This window comes from Celeribacter sp., from assembly GCF_048270365.1.
In the GTDB taxonomy this organism is placed as follows: domain Bacteria; phylum Pseudomonadota; class Alphaproteobacteria; order Rhodobacterales; family Rhodobacteraceae; genus Celeribacter.
Map to the genome: position 1 here is coordinate 1 of NZ_JBLWTA010000017.1, position 16,508 is coordinate 16,508.

At 58.1% G+C, this 16,508-nt stretch carries 26 protein-coding genes; 25 read left to right on the plus strand and 1 reads right to left on the minus strand.

Features of this window, described 5'->3' with window-relative positions:
• Window positions 1-2: 2 nt before the first annotated feature.
• The 17 genes from rpsN (at window position 3) to ACN0X0_RS18130 (ending at window position 9,232) form a co-directional block, all read left to right on the plus strand.
• Complete coding sequence (gene rpsN, locus ACN0X0_RS18050; RefSeq protein WP_219785775.1) at window positions 3-308, plus strand: 30S ribosomal protein S14; 306 nt, start codon at window positions 3-5, stop codon at window positions 306-308.
• Between the two features lie 13 nt (window positions 309-321).
• Entirely contained in the window at window positions 322-714 is a 393-nt protein-coding gene (gene rpsH, locus ACN0X0_RS18055) for a 30S ribosomal protein S8 (RefSeq protein ID WP_167601438.1), read from the plus strand.
• A gap of 12 nt (window positions 715-726) precedes the next feature.
• Window positions 727-1,260, plus strand: a complete 534-nt coding sequence (gene rplF, locus ACN0X0_RS18060; RefSeq protein ID WP_417263789.1) for a 50S ribosomal protein L6 — start codon at window positions 727-729, stop codon at window positions 1,258-1,260.
• Between the two features lie 11 nt (window positions 1,261-1,271).
• Window positions 1,272-1,631 carry a 50S ribosomal protein L18 gene (gene rplR / locus ACN0X0_RS18065; RefSeq protein WP_417263788.1) on the plus strand — a complete coding sequence of 120 codons (360 nt, stop codon included), beginning with the start codon at window positions 1,272-1,274 and terminating at the stop codon, window positions 1,629-1,631.
• A gap of 132 nt (window positions 1,632-1,763) precedes the next feature.
• Window positions 1,764-2,333: a 30S ribosomal protein S5 gene (rpsE, locus tag ACN0X0_RS18070; RefSeq protein WP_167601441.1), complete on the plus strand. Its 570-nt coding sequence runs from the start codon at window positions 1,764-1,766 to the stop codon at window positions 2,331-2,333.
• A gap of 13 nt (window positions 2,334-2,346) precedes the next feature.
• Window positions 2,347-2,535 carry a 50S ribosomal protein L30 gene (gene rpmD / locus ACN0X0_RS18075; protein ID WP_066707085.1) on the plus strand — a complete coding sequence of 63 codons (189 nt, stop codon included), beginning with the start codon at window positions 2,347-2,349 and terminating at the stop codon, window positions 2,533-2,535.
• 213 nt (window positions 2,536-2,748) lie between these two features.
• Window positions 2,749-3,036, plus strand: coding sequence for a hypothetical protein (locus tag ACN0X0_RS18080; protein WP_417280309.1), 288 nt, complete (start codon window positions 2,749-2,751; stop codon window positions 3,034-3,036).
• Window positions 3,037-3,082: 46 nt separating this feature from the next.
• Window positions 3,083-3,280: a hypothetical protein gene (locus ACN0X0_RS18085; protein ID WP_417280310.1), complete on the plus strand. Its 198-nt coding sequence runs from the start codon at window positions 3,083-3,085 to the stop codon at window positions 3,278-3,280.
• Window positions 3,281-3,409: 129 nt separating this feature from the next.
• Window positions 3,410-3,547, plus strand: coding sequence for a hypothetical protein (locus tag ACN0X0_RS18090; protein ID WP_226554464.1), 138 nt, complete (start codon window positions 3,410-3,412; stop codon window positions 3,545-3,547).
• 177 nt (window positions 3,548-3,724) lie between these two features.
• The gene (locus ACN0X0_RS18095; protein ID WP_417280311.1) at window positions 3,725-3,946 is read left to right on the plus strand and encodes a DUF1127 domain-containing protein; all 222 of its coding nucleotides are present in this window, start codon (window positions 3,725-3,727) and stop codon (window positions 3,944-3,946) included.
• Between the two features lie 36 nt (window positions 3,947-3,982).
• Window positions 3,983-4,108: a hypothetical protein gene (locus ACN0X0_RS18100; protein WP_417280312.1), complete on the plus strand. Its 126-nt coding sequence runs from the start codon at window positions 3,983-3,985 to the stop codon at window positions 4,106-4,108.
• Window positions 4,109-4,587: 479 nt separating this feature from the next.
• Window positions 4,588-5,064: a 50S ribosomal protein L15 gene (gene rplO / locus ACN0X0_RS18105; RefSeq protein WP_417263784.1), complete on the plus strand. Its 477-nt coding sequence runs from the start codon at window positions 4,588-4,590 to the stop codon at window positions 5,062-5,064.
• Window positions 5,065-5,168: 104 nt separating this feature from the next.
• The gene (gene secY / locus ACN0X0_RS18110; RefSeq protein ID WP_417263783.1) at window positions 5,169-6,527 is read left to right on the plus strand and encodes a preprotein translocase subunit SecY; all 1,359 of its coding nucleotides are present in this window, start codon (window positions 5,169-5,171) and stop codon (window positions 6,525-6,527) included.
• The gene (locus tag ACN0X0_RS18115) at window positions 6,524-7,099 is read left to right on the plus strand and encodes an adenylate kinase (protein WP_226554460.1); all 576 of its coding nucleotides are present in this window, start codon (window positions 6,524-6,526) and stop codon (window positions 7,097-7,099) included. The genes secY and ACN0X0_RS18115 overlap by 4 nt, the downstream gene beginning before the upstream one ends.
• Window positions 7,100-7,315: 216 nt before the next feature.
• Window positions 7,316-7,684 (plus strand): 30S ribosomal protein S13, encoded by a 369-nt coding sequence (gene rpsM / locus ACN0X0_RS18120; RefSeq protein ID WP_219785784.1) that lies wholly within the window; start codon window positions 7,316-7,318, stop codon window positions 7,682-7,684.
• 15 nt (window positions 7,685-7,699) lie between these two features.
• The gene (gene rpsK, locus ACN0X0_RS18125) at window positions 7,700-8,092 is read left to right on the plus strand and encodes a 30S ribosomal protein S11 (protein WP_321366526.1); all 393 of its coding nucleotides are present in this window, start codon (window positions 7,700-7,702) and stop codon (window positions 8,090-8,092) included.
• A gap of 123 nt (window positions 8,093-8,215) precedes the next feature.
• Window positions 8,216-9,232, plus strand: coding sequence for a DNA-directed RNA polymerase subunit alpha (locus ACN0X0_RS18130; RefSeq protein ID WP_167601453.1), 1,017 nt, complete (start codon window positions 8,216-8,218; stop codon window positions 9,230-9,232).
• Between the two features lie 54 nt (window positions 9,233-9,286).
• On the opposite strand, the gene ACN0X0_RS18135 is transcribed toward ACN0X0_RS18130, so the two are convergent.
• Window positions 9,287-9,979, minus strand: a complete 693-nt coding sequence (locus ACN0X0_RS18135; protein WP_417263782.1) for a hypothetical protein — start codon at window positions 9,977-9,979, stop codon at window positions 9,287-9,289.
• Between the two features lie 230 nt (window positions 9,980-10,209).
• Here ACN0X0_RS18135 and rplQ point away from each other — a divergent pair, with 230 nt between their 5' ends.
• From rplQ to ACN0X0_RS18175, 8 genes are all read left to right on the plus strand, one after another.
• The gene (gene rplQ / locus ACN0X0_RS18140) at window positions 10,210-10,638 is read left to right on the plus strand and encodes a 50S ribosomal protein L17 (protein ID WP_417263781.1); all 429 of its coding nucleotides are present in this window, start codon (window positions 10,210-10,212) and stop codon (window positions 10,636-10,638) included.
• Between the two features lie 240 nt (window positions 10,639-10,878).
• Window positions 10,879-11,490 carry an autoinducer binding domain-containing protein gene (locus tag ACN0X0_RS18145; protein ID WP_417280313.1) on the plus strand — a complete coding sequence of 204 codons (612 nt, stop codon included), beginning with the start codon at window positions 10,879-10,881 and terminating at the stop codon, window positions 11,488-11,490.
• Between the two features lie 54 nt (window positions 11,491-11,544).
• Window positions 11,545-12,132, plus strand: a complete 588-nt coding sequence (locus ACN0X0_RS18150) for an acyl-homoserine-lactone synthase (protein ID WP_417263779.1) — start codon at window positions 11,545-11,547, stop codon at window positions 12,130-12,132.
• An 89-nt stretch (window positions 12,133-12,221) separates the two neighbouring features.
• Entirely contained in the window at window positions 12,222-13,547 is a 1,326-nt protein-coding gene (locus ACN0X0_RS18155) for a replication-associated recombination protein A (protein ID WP_417280314.1), read from the plus strand.
• A gap of 48 nt (window positions 13,548-13,595) precedes the next feature.
• Window positions 13,596-13,970: a fluoride efflux transporter CrcB gene (crcB, locus tag ACN0X0_RS18160; RefSeq protein ID WP_417263777.1), complete on the plus strand. Its 375-nt coding sequence runs from the start codon at window positions 13,596-13,598 to the stop codon at window positions 13,968-13,970.
• Window positions 13,967-15,016, plus strand: coding sequence for an RluA family pseudouridine synthase (locus tag ACN0X0_RS18165; protein WP_417280315.1), 1,050 nt, complete (start codon window positions 13,967-13,969; stop codon window positions 15,014-15,016). Before crcB ends, ACN0X0_RS18165 begins: the two co-directional genes overlap by 4 nt.
• Window positions 15,013-15,696 (plus strand): HAD-IA family hydrolase, encoded by a 684-nt coding sequence (locus tag ACN0X0_RS18170; protein WP_417280316.1) that lies wholly within the window; start codon window positions 15,013-15,015, stop codon window positions 15,694-15,696. The genes ACN0X0_RS18165 and ACN0X0_RS18170 overlap by 4 nt, the downstream gene beginning before the upstream one ends.
• 3 nt (window positions 15,697-15,699) lie before the next feature.
• Window positions 15,700-16,407, plus strand: a complete 708-nt coding sequence (locus tag ACN0X0_RS18175) for an ATP12 family chaperone protein (RefSeq protein WP_417280317.1) — start codon at window positions 15,700-15,702, stop codon at window positions 16,405-16,407.
• Window positions 16,408-16,508 lie beyond the last annotated feature (101 nt).

The following is a 16,508-nucleotide window of genomic DNA, read 5'->3' on the forward strand; positions in this document are numbered from 1 at the left end:
ACATGGCAAAGAAATCCATGATCGCCCGTGAGCGCAAGCGCGAGAAGCTGGTGGCAAAATATGCCGCCAAGCGCGCGTCGCTCAAAGAGGTTATCTACGACCAAGATAAGCCGATGGAAGAGCGTTTCCGCGCGTCCCTGAAGCTTGCAGAACTGCCGCGCAACAGCTCGGCGACCCGTCTTCACAACCGTTGCCAGCTGACCGGCCGTCCGCACGCTTACTACCGTAAGCTGAAGGTGTCCCGGATCATGCTGCGGGAACTTGGCTCTTTCGGCCAGATCCCCGGCCTCGTGAAATCCAGCTGGTAAGGAGGGCAGAGATATGAACGATCCTATCGGCGATATGCTCACCCGTATCCGTAACTCTCAAATGCGTGGCAAATCCACCGTCTCCACCCCGGCTTCCAAGCTGCGGGCCTGGGTTCTGGATGTGCTGCTCGACGAGGGCTACATCCGTGGTTACGACAAAGGCACCGACGTCAACGGTCACCCGACCCTTGAAATCAGCCTGAAATACTTCGAAGGCACCCCGGTTATCCGCGAACTGCAACGGGTCTCCAAACCCGGCCGTCGCGTGTACCTCGGTGTCAAAGACATCCCGTCGGTCCGTCAGGGCCTCGGTGTGTCGATTGTCTCCACCCCGAAGGGTGTGATGTCGGACGCAAACGCTCGTGCCAACAATGTTGGCGGCGAAGTGCTTTGCACCGTCTTCTAAGGAGGTCTATCGATGTCTCGTATTGGTAAACGGCCGGTCGACCTGCCCAGCGGCGTTTCCGCCTCTGTGTCTGGTCAGACCATCGAAGTGAAGGGCCCGAAAGGCACTCACTCCTTCACCGCCACGGACGATGTGACTCTCGCTGTCGAAGACAACGCCGTCACCGTCACCCCGCGTGGTAAATCCAAGCGCGCTCGCCAGCAGTGGGGCATGTCCCGCACCATGGTCGCCAATATGGTGACCGGTGTGTCCGACGGCTTCAAGAAAGAGCTCGAAATCAACGGTGTTGGTTATCGTGCTCAGATGCAGGGCAACGTGCTTAAACTCAACCTGGGTTACTCCCACGAGGTGAACTTTGAGGTTCCCGCCGGCGTCACTGTGACGTCCGCGAAACCGACCGAGATCACCATCGAGGGTTCCGACCCGCAACTCGTCGGTCAAGTCGCGGCAAACATCCGCGAATGGCGCAAGCCCGAGCCCTACAAAGGCAAAGGCATCAAATACAAAGACGAGTATATCTTCCGCAAGGAAGGGAAGAAGAAGTAAGGACGCTCATCATGGCAAACAGCAAACGTACCCTGTTTCTGAAACGCCGCTTGCGCGTTCGGAACAAGCTTCGCAAGAACAATGTCGGCAAGCTTCGCCTGTCGATCCATCGTTCGAACAAGAACATCAGCGCTCAGCTGATCGACGACGTTCAGGGCAAAACCCTGGCTTCCGCATCCACGCTCGAAAAAGATTTCGGTGTGATCGGCAAGAACAACGTCGAAGCAGCCGCCAAAGTTGGCGCTGCGATCGCAGAGCGCGCGAAGAAAGCCGGCGTCGAAGAGTGTTACTTCGACCGTGGTGGCTTCCTCTTCCACGGCAAAGTGAAGGCCCTGGCCGACGCTGCCCGTGAAGGTGGTCTGAAGTTCTAAGACTTGAGGGAGGGGGGCGAAAGCTCCCCTTCCCGATGATCCGGGGTCCTGTGTTCACAGGCAACCACCAGGATCGAGTTCAACAGCGCCCCTGTTTCATGGGAAACGCGCTACCTTTGTAAGGAAAGTTCTATGGCAGAACGTGAAAACCGCCGGGATCGTCGCGACCGCGAAGAAACCCCGGAATTCGCCGATCGTCTCGTCGCGATCAACCGTGTGTCCAAAACCGTGAAAGGTGGTAAGCGTTTCGGCTTTGCTGCTCTCGTGGTTGTGGGTGACCAAAAAGGCCGCGTCGGCTTCGGTAAAGGCAAAGCGAAAGAGGTCCCTGAGGCCATCCGCAAAGCCACCGAGCAAGCCAAGCGTCAGATGATCCGCGTCGCTCTGAAAGAGGGCCGCACCCTGCACCACGACGTCGAAGGTCGTCACGGCGCTGGTAAAGTCGTCATGCGTACCGCACCGCAAGGTACCGGTATCATCGCCGGTGGTCCGATGCGTGCCGTGTTCGAAATGCTCGGCGTTCAGGACGTGGTTGCCAAATCCATTGGCTCCCAGAACCCGTACAACATGATCCGCGCCACGCTGGACGGTCTCAAGAAAGAGGCTTCCCCGCGTTCCGTGGCTCAGCGCCGTGGCAAGAAAGTCGCCGACATCCTCCGCAAGGACGATGCTCCGGTTGCTGAAGCCGCTGAAGCAGACGCGTAAGGAGACCTGAGACATGGCTAAAACCATCGTTGTGAAACAGATCGGCTCCCCGATCCGTCGTCCCGCCAAACAGCGCCAGACCCTCGTCGGTCTCGGCCTGAACAAGATGCACAAAACCCGCGAGCTGGAAGATACCCCTTCCATCCGTGGCATGGTCGCATCCATCCCGCACCTCGTCGAAATCGTCGAAGAGCGTGGGTGAGTATCGGTTCGGGGCGTAAGCCCCGGCAAAACCTCCAGTGGAGGCTTTGAGATACGAACGGGCTGAGCCCCGGCACCAAGAATTTGAAACGCCCTGCCAGATTGGCGGGGCGTTTTCTTTTTGTAGAATTGCAATGGCAGGGAATACCCCCCCCCCCCGCATTGTATCTCTCATGTCTGCACCCGAGCAGACGCTGTTTTTGGGAGATCAGACATGCTCAAGACCCTGCCATACGCTGCCGTTCTGGCCGCCTTTGCCACCTCCACCTTTGCCGCCGATGCTCCTGTGGTGACCGGTGAACTCGGCGAAGACACCTACCTCATGGCCGCCGACACCCATATGACGCTCTATACCTTCGATAAGGATGAAAAGGGTGTCTCCAACTGCAATGACGCATGTGCAGGCCTCTGGCCGCCGGTCATAGGCGAAGCCGGGGACGGCCCTGCCGAACGGGTATTCGCTGATTTCGCGCAAAGATGGCACCGAACAGGCCGCCTATAAGGGCCAGCCGCTCTATCTTTGGGTCAAGGACAAAAATCCCGGCGATATGACCGGCGAGCGCTATCATCTCAAGGGGTGGCTGAGCAATCGTCTCGGTTCCGAAGTGCGCATTCCCGATCTGACAGTCAAGGGGCTGACGATGCTGCATTGGCAGGGCGGCACGTGGCATTCCACGCTGGTCGGGCCTTACGGCATGGATCGCATGACTGAGATCGCGCAATCTGTACAAGGAGCCATGTACTAAAAACGAGGTCAGACAAAGTCTAACGATAGGCCCTTTTTCGGCCCCATTCGGTTTGGTGGCTGTTAAGATTTCGGGCGCAGAGTTTCCTCATCCCCGGCGCGCAGCCGGATCACCTGAGAGGAGCGTGAAATGAATATTCTCGTCAAAGCTTTCCATGACTGGTTCGAAAACTTCATGACCAGCATCCCCGCCTTCGATCTATCCGCTTTCGACCTGTCGGAACCGGGTGTGCATTGGATGGAAACCCATCCTAGCCGGCATCAGTGATCAGAGGGCTGCATAAATTAAGGGCAGTTTAAAAACTGCATGCATTTTGTGCATAGCAGAGTCGCAAAAACTGGGGGATGTCAAGTTTGGCGTCCCCCTCTACATGAGCCGTGCTCCTAAAGAGAACCAAACATACAGATTCGCGGGACATACGGTCCCGGCAAAAGGAAACACACTATGGCACATTTCAATGACACGGCCCGCATCGCCGCTGGCGCAGGTTTGATCGACACCGTTCGCGACATCATCGCAGGCATCCGCCTGAGCTTTGCACGTCAGCGCGCTTTCTCGAAAACCTACAACGAGCTGAATGCTCTGTCCGACCACGAGCTCGCCGACATCGGTCTGGGGCGTTCAGACATCCTGGACATCGCCCGCAGCACCTCTGCGCGCATCTGAGCTTTGCTGAGTTAAACGACGACAAAGGAACCGACCATGCTCGCCGCCTCCTTCCAATCGCTTCTGCGTCCGTTCTTCAATGGTCTTTGCGCGATGCGCGCCCATTGGCATTCTGGCCCTGTTCCGACCTGGAAAGAATACCTGCGCGCCACCGCAGAGTGACTCGCGGGCGCGGCGCAAGCGCGTCGACCTCTGGACAAGACACGCACCCCGCAGGACACTGTGGGGTGTTTTGGTCTATGGGCAAAGGTCTTGCTTTAAATGTGGAATATGCGATGAAGGTTAACCATTTGTTAACTTTTTGAGGTCGGTCCATGTCCCGCATTCTTTGTCTTATGGCTTTTCCCTTTTTGATGGCTGCGCCCGTTGCGGCCTCAACAGCCGCACACGCACCCGTCTTTGCGGAAACCGAGATGGCACATGGGGGCGGGTGCCGCAAATCGTCTCCTCCCGGCCAATGCTGCCATATGCAAACATCGACGGGGCAGGTTCACTGTCACTAAATCCATGAGGGCGCTTGATTGCAAAGCATCAAGCGTCTATACGCCCCCGGTGGACTCCTAGGTCCATAAGAATCAACACATGTAAGCCGTGGTTGCCCACTCCGTCGCTGGAGGGCACATCCGGCAAGGAGAAGCGACATGAAATTGCATGAACTGCGCGACAACGAAGGCGCAACCAAGAAACGCACGCGCGTTGGCCGTGGCCCGGGTTCGGGCAAAGGTAAAATGGGTGGCCGTGGTATCAAAGGTCAAAAATCCCGTTCCGGCGTGGCCATCAAAGGCTACGAGGGCGGCCAGATGCCGCTCTACCAGCGTCTTCCGAAGCGTGGCTTTAACAAGCCGAACCGCGCGAAATTCGCTGTTGTGAACCTCGGCCTGATCGAGAAATTCATCGAAGCCGGCAAACTCGACGCCGCCAACGTGACCGAAGACAGCCTCGTGGCGTCCGGTCTGGTGCGTCGTAAACTGGACGGTATCCGCGTTCTGGCGAAAGGCGATGTCAAATCCAAACTGACCATCACCGTCACCGGCGCCTCCAAATCCGCCGTTGAAGCTGTCGAAAAAGCAGGCGGCTCGCTCACCGTGGCCGTCAAGGCCGACGCGGCAGCCGAATAAGACTTGTGACGAGGGGCCTAGCCCCTTACATCAGGTTTGAGTTTTCCAAGCGCCGCCCCCGGAAAGCCGGTCGGGCGGCGCTGTCGTGAATAGAGAGACCATTAATGGCATCCGCAGCAGAACAAATGGCGGCGAACCTCGACTGGGGCACCTTCGGGAAGGCCAAGGAGCTTCGCCAGCGTATCTTTTTCACCATCGGTCTTTTGATCGTGTACCGTCTTGGCACCTTTATCCCGGTGCCGGGGATCGACGGCAACGCGCTTCGTGACTTTATGGAACAGGCGGCGTCGGGCATCGGGGGCATCCTGTCGATGTTCACTGGTGGTGCGCTCGGTCGGATGGGGATTTTTGCGCTCGGCATTATGCCCTACATCTCCGCCTCCATTATCGTGCAGCTTCTGACCTCGATGGTGCCGTCGCTTGAGAACCTCAAGAAAGAGGGCGAAGCGGGTCGCAAGAAGATCAACCAATACACCCGTTTCGGCACGGTCGCCCTGGCGCTGTTCCAGGCCTACGGTCTCGCCGCCTCTCTTGAGGCCGGGAACCTGGCCCACGATCCGGGTTGGTATTTCCGCGCGGGCGTGGTGATCACGCTGGTCGGTGGTACGATGTTCCTGATGTGGCTCGGTGAGCAGATCACCAACCGCGGCATCGGCAACGGCATTTCCCTGATCATCTTCGTCGGCATCGTCGCCGAGATCCCGGGCGCTCTGGCTCAGTTCTTTGCCTCTGGTCGGTCCGGCGCGATCTCTCCCTTCGTGACGCTGATCGTGATTGCCATGGTCGTCGCCGTGATTGCCTTTGTGGTCTTCATGGAACGCGCGCTGCGCAAGGTGCATATTCAATACCCGCGCCGCCAGCAGGGCATGAAAATCTATGACGCGCAGTCCTCGCACCTGCCGATCAAGGTGAACCCGGCGGGCGTGATCCCGGCGATCTTTGCCTCGTCCCTGTTGCTTCTGCCGACCACCATCGCGACCTTCTCCGGTCAGTCTGATGTCGGTCCGGTGATGTCCACGATCCTTGCCTACTTCGGCCCGGGGCAACCGCTTTACCTTCTGTTCTTCACGGCGATGATCGTCTTCTTCGCCTATTTCTACACCGCCAACGTCGCCTTCAAATCGGAAGACGTGGCCAAGAACCTGAAGAACCAGAACGGCTTCATTCCCGGCATCCGTCCGGGGAAGAAAACCGAGGAACACCTCGATTACATCGTGGCCCGTCTCCTCGTGATCGGCTCCGCCTATCTGGCTGCAGTCTGTCTGCTGCCGGAAATTCTTCGGAGCCAGTTCGCCATCCCCTTCTATTTTGGCGGCACTTCGGTGTTGATTGTGGTATCGGTGACGATGGACACGATTCAACAAGTCCAGTCCCATCTGCTGGCGCACCAGTATGAGGGGCTGATCGAGAAATCTCAGCTGCGCGGGAGGAAGCGCAGCAAAAGAGGGACAGCAAGACGATGAACATTATTCTGCTTGGACCGCCGGGCGCGGGCAAGGGAACTCAGGCGCAACGTCTCGTGGAGGAGCGAGGCATGGTGCAACTTTCGACCGGGGATATGCTGCGTGAAGCAAAGACCTCCGGCACCGAGATGGGCAAAAAGGTTGCGGCCATCATGGATGCCGGTCAGCTCGTCACCGACGAGATCGTGATCGGTTTGATCGAAGAGAAGATCAAGGTCGGCAATGCCGCCGGGTTCATCTTCGACGGCTTCCCGCGCACGCTGGGCCAGGCCGACGCGCTGAACGAGCTTCTGTCCCGCAATGGGGCACAGCTTGAGGCGGTGATCCTTTTGGAAGTGGATGACAACACGCTGGTGAAGCGCATCGTCAACCGCGCGGCCGAAGCTGTTGCTGCCGGCAAAGAGGCGCGTGCGGACGACAACGAAGACAGCGTCAAAATCCGCCTGATGGAATATTACAAAAAGACCTCTCCGCTGATCGGCTACTACTACGCCAAAGGCGATCTGAAGACTGTGGACGGGCTTCAGAGCATGGATCAGGTCTCTGCCGATATTGCAAAGGCGCTTGCCTGACCGTTTCTCTCGCCGGAAGGCCTTGACCCTCCGGCGAATAGCCTCTATGGCAACCCATCCCCTTTGGGGTAAAAGATTCGAATGCGGGCGGTTTATCCCGAAGTGCCTGTTTCAATCATCACCTGAATTCAGCTGTGGCTCGCTGGTTTTGTCCCGCGAGCTTCCGTTGTGAAAAAAGGTTCCGGGACTACGGAACCGCAACGAAAGGAAAATAACGTGGCACGTATCGCCGGCGTAAACATCCCGACTGCGAAGCGCGTTCCGATCGCGCTCACCTACATCACGGGCATTGGCAGCACCTCTGCCGTTGCTATCTGCGAAGCTGTTGGCATCGACCTCACCCGTCGCGTCAACGAGCTGTCTGACGCCGAAGTTCTCGCCATCCGCGAGCACATCGACGCCAACTACACCGTGGAAGGCGACCTGCGCCGTGAAGTTCAAATGAACATCAAGCGTCTCATGGACCTCGGCTGCTACCGCGGCCTGCGTCACCGTCGTAACCTCCCGGTTCGCGGTCAACGTACCCACACCAACGCTCGCACCCGCAAAGGCCCCGCAAAGGCCATCGCTGGCAAGAAGAAGTAAGGGGAGAACTGACCAATGGCACGCGATACCCGTCGTACGACAAAGAAGAAGGCTTCCAAGAACATCGCCGCAGGCGTTGCTCACGTGAACTCCACCTTCAACAACACCAAAATCCTGATCTCCGACGTGCAAGGCAATGCGATCTCCTGGTCGTCCGCTGGCACCATGGGCTTCAAAGGCTCCCGGAAATCCACGCCCTACGCCGCTCAGATGGCTGCGGAAGATGCTGGTAAAAAAGCTCAGGATCACGGCGTGAAAACCCTCGAAGTCGAAGTTCAGGGCCCCGGCTCTGGCCGTGAGTCCGCTCTGCGCGCACTTGCAGCACTCGGCCTCAACATCACGTCCATCCGCGACGTGACCCCGATTGCCCACAACGGCTGCCGCCCGCCGAAGCGCCGCCGCGTGTAATCGACTGTATAGATTTCGGATCGCGGGTCTTCGTGCCCGCGGTCCTTTTGTGCGTTTTAGAGACCCCTCGGGCGTTCTTTCGCTTTAGGACATGGGCGTTAGAACAAGAATGGAGGCACCAGCATGATCCACAAAAATTGGGCCGAGCTCATCAAACCGCAACAGCTTGATGTGAAGCCGGGCAATGAACCCGCACGTCAGGCCACCCTCGTTGCCGAACCGCTTGAGCGCGGCTTTGGTCTGACGTTGGGCAACGCGCTGCGTCGCGTGTTGATGTCGTCGCTTCAGGGCGCGGCCATCACCTCCGTCCAGATCGACAACGTTCTGCATGAATTCTCGTCTGTTGCCGGTGTGCGTGAAGACGTCACCGACATCATTCTGAACCTCAAAGGCGTGTCCCTGCGCATGGAAGTCGAAGGGCCGAAGCGTCTTTCCATCTCCGCCAAGGGTCCGATGGTTGTCACCGCTGGTGACATCTCTGAATCCGCCGGCATCGAGGTTCTGAACAAGGACCACGTGATCTGCCACCTCGACGATGGCGCCGATCTGTTTATGGAACTCACTGTGAACACCGGCAAAGGCTACGTCTCCGCCGACAAGAACAAGCCGGAAGATGCGCCGATCGGTCTGATCCCGGTCGACGCGATCTATTCGCCGGTCAAGAAAGTGTCCTACGACGTGCAGCCGACCCGTGAAGGTCAGGTGCTCGACTATGACAAACTGACGATGAAAATCGAAACCGACGGTTCCGTGACCCCGGAAGACGCCGTGGCCTTCGCTGCGCGCATCCTTCAGGATCAGCTGGGCATCTTCGTGAACTTCGACGAGCCGGAATCGGCTGGTCGTCAGGAAGAAGACGATGGTCTCGAGTTCAACCCGCTGCTTCTCAAGAAAGTGGACGAGCTGGAACTGTCTGTCCGTTCGGCGAACTGCCTCAAGAACGACAACATCGTCTACATCGGCGATCTCATCCAGAAAACCGAAGCCGAGATGCTCCGCACCCCGAACTTCGGCCGTAAGTCTCTGAACGAGATCAAAGAGGTTCTGTCCGGCATGGGCCTGCACCTCGGCATGGATGTCGAAGAGTGGCCGCCTGAGAACATCGAAGACCTGGCGAAGAAATTCGAAGACCAGTTCTGATCGATCTTTCTCGTAAAGAATAAAAAGGGGGGGGAGTGCATGCTCCTCCCCTTTTTACATGAATGTGAGCGCATCGTCTTGGGGGAGGCGATTATGGATGATCTCGAGAGTTTGCGTCGTTTCCGGTCTCGCGGCGATCAGGTTACGCCGACCCAGATCTGATAGCCCGCCGTGAGTGAGGCGATCTTGCGGAAGCTTATGTTTGTAATCATTCTTGGTACGCGGGACATCACGAGTTGTGAGGCCAAGCGTCTTTGACAAAGCGAGCATATCTTCGGAGAGCCGATGTGTGCGAAGGACATGCGTGCGCCCCGCTGGCAAAGCCAATGCGGCGAGAGGTGGCACATACCATCCGAGGTCGAAAGCCATATGAAGCTGACTTTGCGTCATCGCAAATTGAGCTGCGTCGCGCCGCGCATGTTGGCTTGAAGACAGAGCTTCAGCGAGATCGTTTGCCGTCTTAAACCTGTCGTAAATCTTTTGCCAAACCCGATTCTTAAGATCGCGACCGGTTCCGTCGCGGCTTTTTGAATGCAAATCCCACTCGAACGCTGAGATAAAGCGATCCACGGGATCACGCAGGAGGAGGACAAATTGATCTTGAGGGCGGGGGGCGAAAATACATTGTTGAAGGCGTATATTCGCATCGCCAACATGATAGGCGATGACATTTGCTCCTGAGCCTTTCAAAGCGTCAAGTGCCGACTCTCCTCCGCATTTTCCGACGTGAATGAAATGAATAATCACCGGGCTATGAGATCCTCTATATGAACGATGGCGGAGAATAGTTAACCCATTGGTGCGATGCAGGAAACAGGGTAGAGGAGGGGTATGTTTTGCTCCATTCGTCTTGCAAATAAGGTTTACAAGAGCGTTTTTAGGCACTAAGGGGACGCATCCGGGCATTCGCCCCAAGGAGAGTCGGTGACACGCATCGCCGACCAGACAAAGTAAAAACCTGAATTAGGAGAAATACAATGCGTCACGCTAAAGGTTACCGCCGCCTGAACCGGACCCACGAACACCGCAAAGCGATGTTCTCCAACATGGCTGGCTCGCTCATCGAGCACGAACAAATCAAAACCACGCTGCCGAAAGCCAAAGAGCTTAAGCGCATCATGGACAAGCTGATCACGCTGGGCAAACGTGGAGATCTTCACGCCCGTCGTCAGGCTGCTGCTCAGCTGAAACAAGACAAAGACGTCGCCAAACTCTTCGAAATTCTCGGCCCGCGTTACGCCGAGCGCGCCGGCGGTTACACCCGCGTTCTGAAAGCCGGCTTCCGCTACGGCGATATGGCTCCGATGGCGATCATCGAGCTCGTGGACCGCGACCTGGCCGCCAAAGGTGCCGCTGATCGTGCGCGCCTTGAAGCCGAAGACGCTGCTCTGGCTGCCGAAGACTGATCTTTCAGTCTCTACCGGATCGAATGCGAAAGCCCCGCTGAAGAGCGGGGCTTTTTCGTTGTGACAAGGCGAGGCGAAAGGGGCGGAAGAAACGCGTAAAAACGGGGCAAATCGCCGTTGTTTTCTGTCGCTTTTTACCAGTTGTTCTATTTGGGCTTCCCAAAAGTGACTCTGTGGTTTAAATCTTAGATTAGTGATCGCCTATAGGTTGTCGCACCTTTCGTAAGAGAATGTATTTCAATGTCTGACACAACGGAACTCAATCGCCAGTTCGCTCAATTAAGAGCCATGTCGCCCGCCGGGTATTCCGCCGGGCTTCACATTCGTTTCGCTGCCCCAATCGTTTCTGAGGCAAATTACGATCCGAAGTGGCTCGAACACTATGCAGTGAACGCTTACGCGCTGAGGGACCCGATGATCGCATGGGGATTGTCTTGCGAAGGGGCAAAAAGGTGGAGCGAAATAGAACTCCCCGATCCATTCAAAATATGGAGGCAGGCCGCCGAATTCGGCCTGAACTTTGGTGTTGCCGTGTCCTGTGGACCGGTTCAATCGAGATCAATCGTCGGATGTGCAAGGTCTGACCGCGAGTTTACCGATCAGGAAATCAGTAAAATCGCCACGATCGTGCGCACCCTGCATGAAATTTCAGAACCTCAAACAGATTTGACGCAGGCGCAAATTCAGGCCCTCCGGTGCATCGCAGGCGGTGATCGTCATGCAGCAGCCGCGGCCAAGCTCGGGATTTCTGAAAGCGCGCTCAAAGCGCGACTTGTCTCTGCCCGAGAACGTCTCATGGCCCGGACCACCTCAGAGGCCATTCAAAAAGCCAAGGAGATCAAGCTGCTATGACGGTACTCGCTCCTGCGTTGCGTTGAAGAAATCAACCAACACCGGAGACGTACCATGCAAACGACCACGCTTTCTTTTGCCAATCTGCACAACCATGGCGATCTTTTCGCCAATATGCTTCGCGCAAGACACGAAACGTTCATTCAGCACGCGAAGTGGGATTTGCCCCAAGCAGACGGCATGGAATATGACCAGTATGATACTCCCGCATCCCGTTGGATCGCGGTTCACGAGTTTGGCGATGTGTTGGCCGGTATCCGCTTGACCCCTACAACCACGAAATGTGGCATTTATTCCTATATGATCCGCGATGCTCAGCGCGGACTTTTGGATAGTATCCCGACCAATCTTTTGTTCGAAGAGGCGCCCGTGGCGCAGCATGTATGGGAATCCAGCCGGATTTTCGTGTCACCGCGCGTGCCTGCGAAACAACGGATGCGGGTCCAGATGAGCTTGATTGGTGAAATGACCAATTCGGCGCGCGAATTGGGCGCGACCTCGGTCATTTGCTTGATCCCTGAAAATGGAAATCGCTGGGGTCGTCGTGTTGGGCTCGACATCGACGTGATCGGTCCGGTGATGGACATCGGCGGTGCGCGCAACGCCTGTATGCGGATCAATCTCATCAACAAACTGCACTGACACGATGCTTGGGAAATCGGGGCCGAAACGCTGCCTGTTTGGCCCCGAAACCTCTTTCGCCCGTCTGAATGGCGGCGTAATCTCCGGCCATGGCTGACCTGTTTTCAAAAGATGATCCCGCCCCGGACCCGAGCTCCGCGCACCGTCCTTTGGCGGACCGTTTGCGTCCGAAACACCTGTCCGAGGTGATCGGCCAGCAACAGGTGCTGGGCCCTGACGCGCCCTTGGGCGTGATGCTGGCCTCCGGCTCGCTGTCCTCGATCATTTTCTGGGGGCCGCCCGGTGTGGGCAAAACCACCATCGCGCGTCTTCTGGCCGATGAAACCGACCTGCACTTCGTGCAAATCTCCGCGATTTTCTCCGGTGTCCCCGAGCTGCGCAAAGTTTTCGAGGCCGCGAAACTGCGGCGCGGGAACGGGCAGGGCACGCTTTTGTTCGTCGACGAGATTCATCGCTTCAACAAGGCGCAGCAGGACAGTTTCCTGCCGCATATGGAAGACGGCACCATCCTGCTGGTGGGGGCCACAACAGAAAACCCATCTTTCGAGTTGAACGCCGCTGTGCTCTCACGCTCGCAGGTCATGGTGCTGACGCGGCTCACGCCGGAGGATTTGGATCAGCTGGCCCAGCGCGCGGAGCATGAGCTTGGTAAGACACTTCCGCTGACCGAGGCGGCGCGGCGCGCGTTGTTCGAAATGGCGGACGGCGACGGGCGCACGTTGTTGAATCTGATCGAACAGATCGCCGCGTGGAAAGTGGTCGATCCTTTGGACCCGGAGCAGCTTGGCAAACGGTTGATGCGCCGCGCCGCTAAATACGACAAGTCCGGTGACGAGCATTACAACCTGATCTCGGCGCTGCATAAATCCGTGCGGGGATCGGACCCGGATGCCGCGCTCTATTGGTTCAACCGGATGCTGGAAGGGGGCGAAGACCCGCGCTATCTCGCGCGGCGTCTGTTGCGAATGGCGATAGAAGACATCCAGCTCGCCGACCCGCAAGCCCACACCATCGCGCTTCATGCCTGGGAAAGCTACGAACGCCTTGGCTCGCCCGAAGGCGAATTGGCTCTGGCGCAGGCGGTGGTCTATCTGGCGCTCGCGCCCAAATCCAATGCGGTCTACACGGCCTTCAAAGCTGCGCGCGAGGCGGCGCGCAAAACCGGATCGGAACCGCCTCCAAAACATATCCTGAACGCACCGACGAAACTCATGTCGGAACAGGGCTATGGTGCGGGGTATTCTTATGATCATGACGCGGAGGATGCGTTTTCCGGGCAGAACTATTTCCCCGACACGCTGCCGCGCACCCAGTTCTACAAACCGGTGGAACGCGGCTTTGAACGCGACCTGTCAAAACGCGTTGCCTACTTTGAAAAACTGCGGGGCGAGCGCAAAAACTCCGGCAAAACTTGACATTTCGCCCCTTGCCCCGCATGGCAGGGTCTGAGACGGAGACACGCAATGGCACCTTTGATACAAGTCGCACTGGGCGGCGCCCTCGGCGCCTCGGCGCGCTATTTGTCGGGAGTGGGGATGACCCATCTTTTCGGCAAGAGTTTTCCGTGGAACACGATGTTCGTGAATTTCCTCGGCTCTTTTCTTATGGGCGTGCTCGTGGTGGTGCTGGCGCATGAAAACGGCAACCGTTTCGCGCCCTTGTTGATGACCGGCCTGCTGGGCGGGTTCACCACCTATTCGGCCTTTTCCCTCGACACGATGACCATTTTCGAACGCGGCGACTACGGGATCGCCGCCGCCTATGTCATCGGTACGCTTTTCCTCGCCCTTGGCGGCATCGCCCTCGGCCTTTATTCCGCACGGAGTTTCTACGCATGAGCCGGGTTCAGACGATCACCATCGAAGAGGATCAACCGGAGCAGCGCCTCGACCGCTGGTTCCGCAAAATGTTTCCGCAGGTGACCCAGGGAAATATCGAAAAGATGTGCCGCAAGGGCGAGATCCGCGTCGATGGCGCGCGGGCGAAATCCAACACGCGGGTGGGGCCTGGGATGGAAATCCGTGTGCCGCCACTGCCGGATGAGAATGCGCCGAAACCGAAACGCGATACCACGAATATCTCGGCGGCGGACGCCAGGATGATGCGCGATGCGGTGATCTATCAGGACGAGCATATCATCGTGATCAACAAACCGGCGGGGCTGCCGACACAAGGCGGCTCGAAACAGACGCGCCATGTCGATGGTCTGTCTGCCGCACTCCAGGGCGAATTCCCGGAAAAGCCGCGCCTCGTGCACCGGCTCGACAAGGACACCTCCGGTGTCTTGGCGCTGGCGCGCACACCCGCGATGGCGTCGAAACTGACCGAAGCCTTCCGGCATAAGAACACGCGCAAAATCTACTGGGCCTTGGTCGCGGGCGTGCCGACACCCTATCTGGGCGAGGTCAAATACGGTCTGGTGAAGGCGCGTGGTCGTGGCAAATCGGGCGAGGGCGAAAAGATGATCGCCGTCCACCCGCGCGACATCGACGCGACCGAAGGCGCGAAACGCGCGCATACGCTTTACGCCACGCTCTATCGGGTTGGTGCGCGGGCAAGTTGGGTCGCGATGGAGCCGATCACCGGCCGCACCCACCAGCTTCGTGCGCATATGGCGGAGATCGGCCATCCGATCATCGGCGACGGGAAATATGGTGGCTCCGGGCAGGAAAACCTCGGCGATGGCTGGGGCGCGCAATTGGGCGGCATCATCTCGAAGAAATTGCATCTCCACGCGCGCAGCCTGACCTTTGAACACCCTGCGACACGCAAGGTGATCACCGTGACCGCGCCCCTACCAGAGCATATGGAACACAGCTGGGAGACCTTTGGCTGGACCGAGGATTTGGCTGCCGACGATCCCTTTGAGGAGCTTCGTGGATGAAGCTTGCCATCTTTGACGTCGACGGCACGCTGGTCGACAGTCAGGCACATATCGTCCTGTCCATGGCGGCGGCCTTCGAGGCGGTTGGCCTTGTGACGCCGACACGTGACGCGATCCTGTCGATTGTCGGCCTGTCCCTGCCGCTTGCGATGCGCGAACTGGCGCCTGAGGCAGATGAGGCCATGCTGTCTCGGATGGTTGAGGCCTATAAAGACGCCTTTCAACAGCACCGTTTGGCGCAGGGCGCCGCCGCATCGCCGCTTTATCCCGGCGCTGAAGAGGCCATTCGACGCCTCGGTGCGCGGGACGATCTTTATTTGGCGATTGCCACGGGAAAAAGTCGTCGGGGCTTGGATGCGCTGATGCAGGAATGGGACTTCGCCGATCTGTTCATGTCGACGCAAAGCGCGGACGATCACCCGTCGAAACCGCATCCCTCGATGGTGCTGACCTGTCTGGTGGACTGCGGTGTCGCGGCGGAAGAGGCGGTGGTGATCGGCGACACGACCTATGACATGGAAATGGCACGCGCCGCGCGGGTGCGGGGCATTGGCGTGCGCTGGGGCTATCACGGCAAAGAGGCGCTTTTGAGCGCGGGTGCGGTCACGGTGCTGGATCATTTCGACCAGCTCGACGGCGCGCTGGATGAGATTTGGCTTGATGAGTTTAGGAAAGGCTAAAACGTGGCAGAGTGGGCAGCGAAACGGTTCTGGAAAGACACGGTTGTGGCAGAGGCACAGGAGGGCTTTGAGGTGCATCTCGACGGTCGTCCGGTGCGCACGCCTGCGAAGGTGCCGCTGATCCTGCCGACCCGGGCGCTGGCCGATCTGGTCGCGGCGGAATGGGAGGCGCAGGACGGTGTGATCGACCCGAACACCATGCCCGCGACCCGCGGTGCCAATGCGGCGATTGACAAAGTGTCGATCCAGCACGCTGAGGTGGCGGATATGCTGGCGGATTATGGCGACAGCGATCTTTTGTGCTACCGCGCCGCGCATCCGCAGGAACTTGTCGCCCGCCAAGCCGATCTCTGGAACCCGCTGCTCGATTGGGCAGAAGGCGCGCTTGGGGCGCGGCTGGAGAGCCGGACGGGCATCATGCATGCACCGCAATCTGCCTCCGCTCTGGCGGTTCTGCGCGACAAGACCCACGGGTTCACGGCCTTTGAACTGGCCGCTTTTCATGACCTCGTCAGCCTTTCGGGCTCTTTGATTCTGGGCTTTGCCGTGACGGAGGGACATCTTGACGCTGAGGAAGCCTGGCGGCTCTCGCGCGTCGATGAGGACTACCAGATCGAGCAATGGGGCGAGGATGAAGAGGCCGCTGAGGCCGCTGAAATCAAGCGCCAAAGCTTTGTTCAGGCGGCTTTGTTTTACCGCGTGGTCAATTAAAGGGCGCTTACAGTCGCTGGGCGTTTAATTCCCGCGCATTCCTGCGAGCAATTTGATCAAACGCCGCGTAACCATGCTGAAACGTGATCATGGCCTTGACG